The organism is Salmonella sp. 32082101201600294FB01SM01 (assembly GCF_017572865.1).
In the GTDB taxonomy this organism is placed as follows: domain Bacteria; phylum Pseudomonadota; class Gammaproteobacteria; order Enterobacterales; family Enterobacteriaceae; genus Salmonella; species Salmonella enterica.
The window spans coordinates 262,397-274,649 of sequence record NZ_JAGESB010000002.1; the positions used below are offsets into that span (position 1 = coordinate 262,397).

Genomic DNA, 12,253 nt, shown 5'->3' on the forward strand with positions numbered 1-12,253 from the left:
TGCATGAGGCAAAATTTAAAAAAACGACCATTTGCGGCGAATCATCTACCTTTTGTCTGAATTATCGTCACCACAAAGGATTACCAACCATAAATGTGCTGTATTAATAATGTCGTTCAAATTCTCTCCTGTAGTAAACCTTGTCTGTTTAATAAAAAAGAGGGAGTTGAACGATATATTTTACTCCGGATATTGAATAATATAAATTTGAAGGAAGATATTATGCCAGTCACTTTAAGCTTCGGTAATCATCAAAATTATACGCTTAATGAAAGTCGGCTTGCTCATCTGTTAAGCGCAGATAAAGAAAAAGCAATCCATATGGGGGGCTGGGATAAAGTCCAGGATCATTTTAGAGCGGAAAAAAAGGACCATGCGCTGGAAGTGTTACACTCCATCATTCACGGTCAGGGCCGTGGTGAACCTGGAGAGATGGAAGTTAACGTAGAGGATATAAATAAAATTTACGCCTTTAAACGGCTACAACATCTGGCCTGCCCGGCTCATCAGGATCTGTTTACTATCAAGTTGGATGCCTCTCAGACACAATTTTTACTTATGGTCGGCGACACGGTGATCAGCCAAAGCAATATTAAGGACATCCTCAATATATCAGATGATGCAGTGATAGAATCTATGAGTAGGGAGGAGAGACAGTTATTTTTACAAATATGCGAGGTAATTGGTGCGAAGATGACCTGGCACCCAGAATTACTTCAGGAGTCGATTTCTACTCTACGAAAAGAAGTGACGGGCAATGCACAAATCAAAACGGCGGTTTATGAGATGATGCGTCCAGCAGAGGCTCCAGACCACCCACTTGTCGAATGGCAGGACTTACTTACTGCAGATGAAAAATCGATGCTGGCCTGTATTAATGCCGGTAACTTTGAGCCTACGACTCAGTTTTGCAAAATAGGTTATCAGGAGGTACAAGGTGAAGTCGCTTTTAGCATGATGCATCCGTGCATCTCCTATTTACTACACAGCTATTCACCGTTTGCAGAGTTTAAACCAACAAATTCTGGTTTTTTAAAAAAACTTAATCAGGATTATAACGACTATCATGCAAAAAAAATGTTTATTGATGTAATTCTTGAAAAACTATATCTAACCCATGAACGTTCTTTGCACATTGGTAAAGATGGGTGCAGTCGCAATATATTACTGACATAAAGATAGTCAGTAATATAACCAATTTAAAATCCGGCTGCCTGCCGGATTTTTCATAGCAGCAAGTATAATCATACCGCGTAAGGACAATTACCCTTCATGCAGCCCGCACTCACGTTTCAGTCCGAAGAAGCGTGTCTCTTCTTCCGCCATGCCCGGCTCCCACTTGCGGGTAGTATGTGTATCGCCCACCGACAGATAGCCCTGATCCCACAGCGGATGGTATTTCAGACCATGCTTTTGCAGATACTGGTAAACCGTGCGGTTATCCCAGTCGATAATCGGTAGCACTTTAAACACGCCGCGCTGGATAGCGAGAACGGGTAAATGCGCGCGGCTACCGGACTGCTCGCGACGCAGACCGGCAAACCAGGTCTGCGCGTTTAACTCTTTGAGCGCCCGGTTCATCGGCTCGACTTTGTTGATGTCATTGTATTTCTCAATGCCCTCAACGCCCTGCTCCCACAGTTTGCCGTAGCGCGCTTCCTGCCAGGCCGGACTTTCGCCCGCGCGGTAAACTTTCAGGTTGAGTTTAAGTTTGTCCGTTAACTCATCAATAAACTGATAGGTTTCCGGGAACAAATAGCCGGTATCGGTGAGGATCACCGGGATATCCGGGCGAATCTGGTTCACCAGGTGCAGGCTCACCGCCGCCTGGATGCCAAAGCTTGAGGAGAGCACGTATTCGCCGGGCAGATTTTCCAGCGCCCAGACCACGCGTTCTTCGGCAGTTAGCGTTTCCAGTTGGGCGTTGGTTTCCGCCAACGCCAGTACGCGATCGACTTTTGGCAGTTCATTCAATGCGTTGAGATCGAGTTGGGACATAAGTTCCTCACTGTTTGCCTTGCCTGATGGCGCTGTGCTTATCAGGCCTACACAGACGCCATCCGGCAATTCAGGTTATTCCCAGAAATCACGCGCGGGATCGAGCACCGGGCGAATGATGCCCGCACGCACCGTAAAGTCGCCGAAGCCTTCACCCGCTTCGCGCTCTTTCGCCCAGCGCCCAACCAGTTCATCCAGCGAGGCCAGAATATCCGACTCGGTGATGTTTTCTTTATACATCCGTGGGATACGTGTCCCAATACGGTTGCCGCCAAGATGCAGGTTGTAGCGACCCGGCGCTTTCCCTACTAAGCCAATTTCCGCCAGCATCGCGCGGCCACAGCCGTTCGGGCAACCGGTCACGCGCATCACGATATGCTCATCAGGAATGCCGTGTTTTTCCAGAATCGCTTCCACTTTGTCCGTGAACGACGGCAGGAAACGCTCGGCTTCCGCCATTGCCAGCGGGCAGGTCGGGAACGATACACAGGCCATTGAGTTTTCACGCTGCGCGCTCACGGCATTCATCAACCCGTGGTCGCGTGCCAGCGTCTCGATCTTCGCTTTCTGGCTTTCCGGCACGCTGGCAATAATCAGGTTCTGGTTAGCGGTAATACGGAACTCGCCCTGATGAATCTTCGCGATCTCCAGCAGGCCGGTTTTCAGCGGACGCCCCGGATAATCCAGGATACGACCATTTTCAATAAACAGCGTCAGGTGCCAGTTGTTGTCGATCCCTTTCACCCAACCGATACGATCGCCGCGACCGGTAAATTCATACGGACGAATGGGTTCAAATGTGATCCCCGCGCGACGCTCGACTTCCGCTTTAAACGTCTCCAGTCCCACGCGCTCAAGGGTGTATTTGGTTTTGGCGTTTTTCCTGTCGGTACGGTTGCCCCAGTCGCGCTGCGTAGTCACTACCGCTTCGGCCACCGCCAGGGTGTGCTCCAGCGGCAGGAAGCCAAACTCGCTCGCGGTACGGGCATACGTTTTCTTATTACCATGCTCAATAGACAGACCGCCGCCCACCAGCAGGTTAAAGCCGACCAGCTTGCCGTTCTCGGCAATCGCCACAAAGTTCATGTCGTTGGCGTGCAGATCGATATCGTTTTGCGGCGGGATCACTACCGTGGTTTTGAACTTACGCGGCAGATAGGTCTGACCGAGGATCGGCTCTTCATCGGTGGTCGCCACCTTCTCCTGATCGAGCCAGATCTCCGCATAGGCGCGAGTACGCGGCAGCAGATGTTCGGAGATCTTCTTCGCCCACTCGTAGGCTTCAGCATGCAGCTGAGACTCGTACGGGTTAGAGGTACACAGCACGTTACGGTTCATGTCGTTGGCGGTTGCCAGCGCATCCAGCCCCACCGAGTGCAGCATCTGGTGCACCGGCTTAACGTTCTTCTTCAGAATGCCGTGGAACTGGAAGGTCTGGCGGTTGGTCAGACGGATACTGCCATAAATCGTGTTATCCGCCGCGAATTTATCGATCGCCTGCCATTGCGTCGTAGTAATCCCCCCGCCCGGCAGGCGGCAGCGCAGCAGCATCGCGTGGCGCGGCTCCAGCTTCTGCGCCGCACGCTCGGCGCGAATATCGCGGTCATCCTGCTGATACATGCCATGAAAGCGTATTAGCAGGAAGTTGTCGCCTTTAAAACCGCCGGTGAGACCGTCGTTCAGATCTTCCGCAATGGTACCGCGCAGGTAGTTGCTTTCCAGCTTCATGCGCTCGGCATCGGACAGTTTACCTTCGACCACCAGTGGGCCTGGATGTTTTTCGCTCATTAGTAGACATCTCGCTGATAACGGCGCTCGACGCGCAGCTCACTTAAAAATTCATCCGCCGCTTCGATGTCCATTGCACCGAATTCAGCAATCACTTCCAGCAATGCTTTTTCGACATCTGCGGCCATACGCCTGGCGTCGCCGCAGACATAAATGTGGGCACCGTCATTGATCCAGCGCCACAGCTCCGCGCCCTGTTCGCGCAGTTTGTCTTGTACGTAGATTTTTTCTTTTTGATCGCGGGACCAGGCCAGATCGATCCGGTTCAGCACGCCTTCTTTCACGTAACGCTGCCATTCAACCTGATAAAGGAAGTCTTCGGTGAAGTGCGGGTTACCGAAGAACAGCCAGTTCTTGCCTTCCGCACCGTCGGCGGCGCGTTGCTGCATAAAGGCGCGGAACGGCGCGATACCCGTACCTGGGCCAATCATAATCACCGGCGTTTCCGGGTTAGCTGGCAGGCGGAAATTATCGTTGTGTTCAATAAACACGCGCACTTCGCCCTCTTCTTCCACGCGGTCGGCGAGGAAGCTGGAAGCACCACCCGCGCGGGCGCGGCCTTCAATATCGTAGCGCACGACGCCGACGGTTACGTGTACTTCGCTTTCGACTTCCGCCTGCGCGGAGGCGATGGAGTACAGACGCGGCGTCAGCGGACGCAGCAGGCCGATTAATGCTTCAGCGTCGAGCTGCGCCGGAGAGAAACGCACCATATCAACAATGGGCGTGGTCGCGGCGTAGTGCTGGAGCTGCGCTTTGTCGCCCACTAATGGCAACAGCGACTCACTGCGCGTCAGGGTCGCGTAGTTCTCAACAATGTTGGCGGTATTCACCGTCAGCTCGAAGTGCCACTCCAGCGCTTCGGCGAGCGGCAGGGTTTTACCATCAACCGTCACTGGCTCATCGCCCTTCAGCCACAGCAACTCAACCAGCTCCTTCACCAGAGCCGGATCGTTCTGATACCAGACGCCCAGCGCATCGCCCGGCTGGTAACGCAGACCGGAGTCGCCTAAATCAATCTCAATATGACGCACATCTTTTTCCGAGTTGCGACCGGTGATTTTCTGATTCACAGAGAGGGTCGCGGTCAGCGGCGCGTCTTTGGTATAGGGGCTGGTGTGGATGTCGTTTACCGCGCCAGTAGCGACGGATTGCGAAGGTGCCGCGACAGGTGCGCGGGACTTCAGAACATCAACCACGCGGGCGCGCCATTCGCTGGCAGCTGCCTGATATTCAACGTCAGCATCGACACGGTCGAGCAGACGTTCACCGCCCAGTTCCGCCAGTTTGCTGTCGAAATCTTTTCCGGACTGGCAGAAAAATTCATAAGAGGTGTCGCCGAGGCTAAACACGGCAAAAGCGGTGTTTTCCAGTTTCGGCGCTTTTTTGGAGAACAGGAATTTATGCAGCGCGACAGCCTCTTCCGGCGGCTCGCCTTCTCCCTGGGTGGACGTCACTATCACCAACAGTTTTTCACTGGCAATCTGTTTGAATTTGTAGTCGCCGGCGTTCACCAGTGTCACATTAAGGTTGGCCGCCAGCAGATCATCACGCAGCGCTTCCGCCACACGACGCGCATTGCCGGTTTGCGAAGCGGAGATAAGCGTAACCCCCGGCATCTTCCCCTCAGGAGCAGGCGTGACGGCAACAGCGCCTGAGCGCGGGTTCAGTACGCCCCAAAAATAGCCGGAGACCCAGGCAAGCTGTTCGGGAGTAAGGTCGGTTGTCGCGGCCTGAAGGCGCGCCAGTTGCTCCGGATTAAGCGGAAGCAACCCAGTCAGTGGAGCCGGTGTCGTCATGCGTCGTTATGTTCCAGTAAGCAAAGCGGATCTATACACAAAAGCATTCAAGTTCGCTGTAGCCCAGACTGTAAGCTGAGCGCGCCCCAGGAGCGTACATAAATACGTGACTGGGGTGAGTAAACGCAGTCAACACAGATGCGGCTTGAAGGATGAAGTGTATAAGCGATAAATCCCAAACTGAGGATAAGGTTAACGGTGAGAGGAATAACAATTAAAGAAGGGTTGGAAATAACAAATAACCAAATGAACTAACCTGTTTTAGTTATCGTTATTAACGCCAAAATCGATTTCATAATTGATTGATAATTATTGAATTTTCTGGAAATTCTTAAATTAATTGCCCGTCACAAGGCGGAGAATGGTTTTAGTTAATGATAAAAAATGCGCTTTCCGGTACCCTACGGCGGTTTTTTTATTGCCTGAGAGTTCATCATGTCCACCACGTTGTATAAAGATTTCACCTTTGAAGCCGCTCACCGCCTGCCTCACGTGCCTGAAGGGCATAAGTGCGGCCGCCTGCACGGACACTCGTTTATGGTGCGTCTCGAAATTACCGGTGAAGTCGATCCGCATACCGGTTGGATTATGGATTTCGCGGATCTCAAAGCGGCGTTTAAACCTACTTACGATCGTCTTGATCACTACTATCTGAATGATATTCCAGGGCTGTCCAATCCCACCAGCGAAGTGCTGGCAAAATGGATTTGGGATCAGGTTAAACCTGTCGTGCCGCTACTGAGCGCCGTGATGGTGAAAGAGACCTGTACAGCCGGCTGCGTCTATCGCGGCGAATAAGGTTTATTAACGCGTGGGCTGGATGGCAGATTGATTCCAGCCCATCCACACGACGTTTCATCAGTGAAAACATTGTCCAGCGCGCGGTGTTAAAAGCGCAGCACATCACCGGTTGCAGGTGCGGTTATTTCCGGTAGCCACAACCGCCCCCAGGCCCCTGTACAGTGACAACCACATAGTTTTTCAGGTTTTTGTTCTTGCAGAAAGCGCCTGACTCGCCACAGCGTGAACGGTGATGCGCAGCGGAGATGAAATCCGCCGATAAGCGCATAAATCTGCTTTATACCGGTAATGTTCTGACAGTGCCGAACAATATTTGCGATCCCCCTATGCCCGCATCCCGTAATGATGACTAATCCTTTTGCCGACTGGTAAATCAGTACGCCCTCATCCAAAATAGAGTCCGGCTCCGCATCGTGGCCGCCAAAAATGCCGTAGGCTTCAGGCGCGACCACCGGTATTTCCCCTGACCAGATAAAGTTTTCGCCAATCGGCAGAGGGTCACGCGTGTACATCATTCGGTAGCGTGAATAGTCCACCTCACACGACAATTTTTTTATTTTCCGGGTAATACCGAGAAAAGTCATTGCCGCATAACGTTCGCGCGCAATATCGGGATGGCAGATGATTCGACTGTTATCAGGAAGCCATGGCACGCCGCCGCAATGATCGTAATGACCATGCGAAAGCACCACAGCAGACACATCGGACAGGTCGATCCCCATCGCCAACGCGTTTTGCATAAAACTGCCATCAGGGCCGGTATCGAACAAGATAGACGTAGACTCATCCTCGACCAACAGGCTTAATCCTGGTCGGGCCTTCAACGATTTATCCGCTCCAGCTCCCTTATGATTTTCGAGCAATACCCTGATCCTTAACGCCATGGCCTTCTCCTGTATAAAAGCCTCCCCGGAAAAACGCGGCCTTTTTACTTTACAGGTTTGTACCAGCCATTACTGGTACACAGATTATGATTATGCAACGGCTATCCTTGTTGGCGCGGGGAACACCAAAAATCGTTGCGCCAGTGGAAATGGTATGGCGGTTTATCCCCGCTGGCGCGGGGAACACAAAATCACGCAGACGCACCCACTTAGCACCGGCGGTTTATCCCCGCTGGCGCGGGGAACACTCTCGCGACGCCTGGCGGCTTATTTGGGCTCGCGGTTTATCCCCGCTGGCGCGGGGAACACAATAAAAAAGGCCACCCCCGTGAGAGAGCAGCCGGTTTATCCCCGCTGGCGCGGGGAACACCGCGCCGTTTTCGGCGAACCAGCCCAGGCAAACGGTTTATCCCCGCTGGCGCGGGGAACACCACTTCATCGTAAGCGGTTCGGAATCTGCGCACGGTTTATCCCCGCTGGCGCGGGGAACACTCTCACAAATAGTTAGCCAGCTTTAATCTCGCCGGTTTATCCCCGCTGGCGCGGGGAACACTTCCTCGCTATTTATTTTCTGTTATTAATTGCCGGTTTATCCCCGCTGGCGCGGGGAACACCAATGCGTTTTCATATAGCTGTCGTCCATAATCGGTTTATCCCCGCTGGCGCGGGGAACACACTAAACGTATATCATTGTTTATAAAATACTTTTTATCAGCACCACATTCCACCAACATAATCGCAACAATTTAAATTATTAAAGAACAGCTAATTTGCTGATTTTGATGCAAAAAAGTTCATAGAATGATTTTTTCTTTAAATTTACCAAAATAGCGTGATCCGTGCATCGCTATGGAAAAATTTATCAGTGCTTTTATACACTCATCGAAATTCACATAGAGAAAATAAACAATGCAAGGTAATGGATGAGTCACAGACGGCATCGGCAGGCCGTCCGTAGGATTAGTAATGCATCAGGCGATATTTAAATATTTATGTGTTTGCATCGACAAACGCCAGTTACGTGCAATACAAGTTTCAATACACAGACGCGTCGCGTCTTCTTTCTGGCTAATGGGCTGCAAAGCAATCACGCGCGGTTTATCATCGCTCAGCGTGGCTAACAGTTCATCCAGCGCCTCAATATCACGAACACGCCCAACGGGATGCTTGATTTCATTGGCGCGCTCCAGCGCCTGGGAAAGCACGTCATATCCTCCGCGCATATTCACTTTTGGTGAAACCGTTACCCAGGTGTTAGGCGTACAGCGCACTTCGTGCGTCCCGCTGGTTTCAATCTGACAACTAAAACCACTCTTTTCAAGCAGATCGGTGAGCGGCATGAGGTCGTGAATACAGGGTTCGCCACCGGTGATGACAACGTGACGTGCGGTATAGCCCTGACGATTAATCACCGCCAGCAGATCTTCACTGCTCGCAGCACCCCATTTGTCGCTCTCTTTGGTTTTTGCCAGAATGCTGAACAGAGACACTTCCCGATCGCTCAGTTTATCCCAGGTATGCTTAGTATCACACCAGGCACAGCCGACCGGACATCCCTGTAAACGAATAAAAATAGCGGGGACGCCGGTAAAATAACCCTCGCCTTGTAGGGTCTGGAACATCTCGTTAATCGGGTACTGCATAGCGTTCTCTGTTAAGGGGATAATCGTTAATTATTGCAGATTTCGTCTGCCCGGTCATGCACAGCGGCTGCGCTATTGAACAGATACAAAAAAACCCGCCGAAGCGGGTTTATACGTTAAGAGGTAAAAGCAGGATTACGCCTGGCCTTTGATCTCTTTACGACCGTTGTACGGTGCTTTTTCGCCCAGCGCTTCTTCGATACGAATCAGCTGGTTGTATTTAGCAACGCGGTCAGAACGGCTCATAGAACCGGTTTTGATCTGGCCTGCAGCGGTACCAACAGCCAGATCAGCGATGGTAGCGTCTTCAGTTTCACCAGAACGGTGAGAGATGACAGCAGTGTAGCCAGCGTCTTTCGCCATCTTGATTGCAGCCAGAGTTTCGGTCAGAGAACCGATCTGGTTGAATTTGATCAGGATGGAGTTAGCGATGCCTTTCTCGATGCCTTCTTTCAGGATTTTGGTGTTGGTTACGAACAGGTCGTCACCAACCAGCTGGATTTTGTCGCCCAGTACTTTGGTCTGGTATGCAAAACCGTCCCAGTCAGACTCGTCCAGACCATCTTCGATGGAAACGATCGGGTACTGTTTGGTCAGTTCTTCCAGGAAGTGGGTGAATTCTTCGGAGGTGAACGCTTTGTTGCCTTCGCCAGCCAGAACGTATTTACCGTCTTTGTAGAATTCAGATGCTGCGCAGTCCATCGCCAGGGTGATGTCTTTACCCAGCTCGTAACCAGCCGCTTTAACCGCTTCAGCGATAACAGCCAGTGCTTCCGCGTTGGAGCCCAGGTTCGGCGCATAGCCGCCTTCGTCACCCACAGCGGTGTTCATGCCTTTGCCTTTCAGCACTTTTGCCAGGTGATGGAAAACTTCAGAACCCATACGGATGGCTTCTTTAACCGTTTTCGCGCCAACCGGCTGGATCATGAATTCCTGGATGTCGACGTTGTTGTCAGCGTGCTCGCCGCCGTTGATGATGTTCATCATCGGAACCGGCATGGAGTATTTGCCCGGAGTGCCGTTCAGTTCAGCAATGTGCTCGTACAGCGGCATACCTTTAGCGGCAGCAGCAGCTTTGGCGTTAGCCAGAGAGACAGCCAGAATGGCGTTTGCACCGAAGTTAGATTTGTTTTCAGTACCGTCCAGGTCGATCATGATTTTGTCGATGCCAGCCTGGTCTTTAGCGTCTTTGCCAAGAATAGCCTGAGCGATCGGGCCGTTAACCGCGCCAACAGCTTTGGTTACGCCTTTACCCAGGAAACGGGATTTGTCGCCATCGCGCAGCTCCAGCGCTTCGCGGGAACCAGTAGAAGCACCTGACGGAGCCGCCGCCATACCTACGAAACCACCTTCCAGGTGTACTTCAGCTTCAACAGTCGGGTTACCACGGGAGTCGATGATTTCACGACCGATGACTTTAACGATTTTGGACATTAGGTTTTCCTCAAGTCACTAGTTAAACTAAAACTTCAGACAAACGGTGCACCGCTTAGGGTGCACCGCTGTTCTAACTTTTTTACTTCGCCTGACGTTTCTGATGCTCGCTGGCGGCTTTAACAAAGCCGGCGAACAACGGATGTCCATCACGCGGCGTGGAAGTAAATTCCGGATGGAACTGACAGGCCACGAACCACGGATGATTCGGTACCTCAATGATCTCGACTAACTGATCATCACCGGAACGGCCTGCGACACGCAGACCCGCTGCTTCAATTTGTTTCAACAACATATTGTTGACTTCGTAACGATGGCGATGACGTTCAACAATCGTCGACGCGCCGTACAACTGACGTACCAGACTGTCATCGCTAAGCTGGCACTGCTGCGCGCCCAGGCGCATGGTGCCACCCAAATCGCTCTTCTCGCTACGGACTTCAACGTTACCGTCTTCATCGCGCCACTCGGTAATTAACGCCACAACCGGGTACTTACAGTCTGGCACAAATTCCGTTGAGTTGGCGTTGTCCATGCCGGCCACGTTACGAGCGAACTCAATCAACGCAACCTGCATCCCCAGGCAAATGCCCAGATAAGGAATATTGTTTTCACGCGCATAGCGCGCAGTGGCGATTTTACCTTCAACGCCACGATAGCCGAAGCCGCCGGGGATCAGGATAGCGTCCAAATCTTTCAGAATTTCGACGCCGCGCGTTTCAACATCTTGCGAATCGATCAATTTGATGTTGACGGTAACGCGGTTTTTCAGACCACCGTGTTTCAGCGCTTCGATCACCGACTTATAGGCATCCGGCAGTTCAATATATTTGCCGACCATGCCGATAGTCACTTCGCCTGCCGGGTTCGCTTCTTCGTAAATGACCTGTTCCCATTCAGACAGGTTAGCTTCCGGACAGTTCAAGCTGAATCGTTTACAAATATAATCATCAAGCCCCTGAGATTTCAACAGGCCTGGAATTTTATAAATGGAATCGACATCTTTCATTGAAATAACGGCTTTTTCCGGCACATTACAGAACAATGCAATTTTTGCACGCTCGTTGGCAGGAACTGCTCGATCGGAACGACAAATCAGAATATCGGGCTGAATACCGATAGACAGCAGCTCTTTCACGGAGTGCTGAGTCGGTTTAGTTTTCACTTCGCCCGCAGCCGCCAGGTAAGGTACCAGCGTCAGGTGCATAAACAGCGCGTGTTCACGACCGATATCTACCGCCAATTGACGAATCGCCTCAAGAAACGGCAGCGATTCGATATCACCAACGGTACCGCCGATTTCCACCAGTACCACATCGTGGCCTTCGCCACCTTCCAGCACGCGCTCTTTAATCGCGTTAGTGATGTGAGGGATTACCTGTACGGTTGCGCCCAGATAGTCGCCACGGCGTTCTTTACGCAGAACGTCGGAGTAGATACGGCCAGTCGTGAAGTTGTTGCGGCGAGACATCTTGGTGCGGATGAAACGCTCGTAGTGCCCCAGGTCCAGGTCGGTTTCAGCGCCGTCTTCAGTAACGAACACTTCCCCGTGTTGGATTGGGCTCATAGTACCCGGATCAACGTTGATGTACGGATCCAGTTTCATGATGGTCACGTTGAGACCACGGGCTTCCAGAATGGCTGCGAGGGAGGCTGCGGCAATGCCTTTACCCAGAGAGGATACGACCCCGCCGGTCACAAAAATATAGTTCGTTGTCATGCGGAACCTGAGAAGTTAGGTTTAAAAGACGATGGAATAACCAGGACGGGAAAGCAGTATACCCGAACATGACCTACGCCACAAACTTTCATTATTCCTCCTCTTCGTCAGGCTGACATTCACACAGGGAGGGAGAAAATAGCCCCTTTGAGGTAAATGTTTTTGACGTAAATCAAGCGCTTGTTA

The 12,253-nt window shown here is 51.6% G+C and carries 9 protein-coding genes and 1 CRISPR repeat array; of the genes, 2 read left to right on the forward strand and 7 right to left on the reverse strand.

All coding sequences use genetic code 11. The annotated features are described in order from the left end of the window. Window positions 1-222 precede the first annotated feature (222 nt). Window positions 223-1,176 carry an SPI-1 type III secretion system effector SopD gene (sopD, locus tag J4645_RS11075; protein ID WP_001145535.1) on the forward strand — a complete coding sequence of 318 codons (954 nt, stop codon included), beginning with the start codon at window positions 223-225 and terminating at the stop codon, window positions 1,174-1,176. Window positions 1,177-1,263: 87 nt separating this feature from the next. On the opposite strand, the gene cysH is transcribed toward sopD, so the two are convergent. From cysH to cysJ, 3 genes are all read right to left on the reverse strand, one after another. Next, a complete protein-coding gene (cysH, locus tag J4645_RS11080) occupies window positions 1,264-1,998 on the reverse strand; it encodes a phosphoadenosine phosphosulfate reductase (RefSeq protein ID WP_000080397.1) in 735 nt (244 codons plus the stop codon). Window positions 1,999-2,073: 75 nt separating this feature from the next. Then, complete coding sequence (gene cysI, locus J4645_RS11085) at window positions 2,074-3,786, reverse strand: assimilatory sulfite reductase (NADPH) hemoprotein subunit (protein ID WP_023214386.1); 1,713 nt, start codon at window positions 3,784-3,786, stop codon at window positions 2,074-2,076. Beyond that, window positions 3,786-5,585 (reverse strand): NADPH-dependent assimilatory sulfite reductase flavoprotein subunit, encoded by a 1,800-nt coding sequence (cysJ, locus tag J4645_RS11090; RefSeq protein WP_000210909.1) that lies wholly within the window; start codon window positions 5,583-5,585, stop codon window positions 3,786-3,788. Before cysJ ends, cysI begins: the two co-directional genes overlap by 1 nt. A gap of 435 nt (window positions 5,586-6,020) precedes the next feature. On the opposite strand from cysJ, the gene queD reads away from it, so the two are divergent. Beyond that, window positions 6,021-6,383, forward strand: a complete 363-nt coding sequence (gene queD / locus J4645_RS11095) for a 6-carboxytetrahydropterin synthase QueD (RefSeq protein ID WP_000108313.1) — start codon at window positions 6,021-6,023, stop codon at window positions 6,381-6,383. 89 nt (window positions 6,384-6,472) lie between these two features. Here queD and J4645_RS11100 read toward each other — a convergent pair whose 3' ends face one another. From J4645_RS11100 to pyrG, 4 genes are all read right to left on the reverse strand, one after another. Beyond that, complete coding sequence (locus J4645_RS11100) at window positions 6,473-7,270, reverse strand: MBL fold metallo-hydrolase (RefSeq protein WP_023136475.1); 798 nt, start codon at window positions 7,268-7,270, stop codon at window positions 6,473-6,475. A 97-nt stretch (window positions 7,271-7,367) separates the two neighbouring features. Continuing rightward, a CRISPR array of direct repeats spans window positions 7,368-7,945; the repeat unit is 29 nt; unit sequence CGGTTTATCCCCGCTGGCGCGGGGAACAC. Window positions 7,946-8,241: 296 nt separating this feature from the next. Beyond that, window positions 8,242-8,913 carry a 7-carboxy-7-deazaguanine synthase QueE gene (queE, locus tag J4645_RS11105; protein ID WP_001199961.1) on the reverse strand — a complete coding sequence of 224 codons (672 nt, stop codon included), beginning with the start codon at window positions 8,911-8,913 and terminating at the stop codon, window positions 8,242-8,244. A gap of 135 nt (window positions 8,914-9,048) precedes the next feature. Then, window positions 9,049-10,347: a phosphopyruvate hydratase gene (gene eno / locus J4645_RS11110; RefSeq protein ID WP_000036734.1), complete on the reverse strand. Its 1,299-nt coding sequence runs from the start codon at window positions 10,345-10,347 to the stop codon at window positions 9,049-9,051. 82 nt (window positions 10,348-10,429) lie between these two features. Then, on the reverse strand, window positions 10,430-12,067 hold the full coding sequence (gene pyrG, locus J4645_RS11115; RefSeq protein ID WP_000210864.1) for a CTP synthase (glutamine hydrolyzing): 1,638 nt from the start codon (window positions 12,065-12,067) through the stop codon (window positions 10,430-10,432). Between the last annotated feature and the right edge of the window lie 186 nt (window positions 12,068-12,253).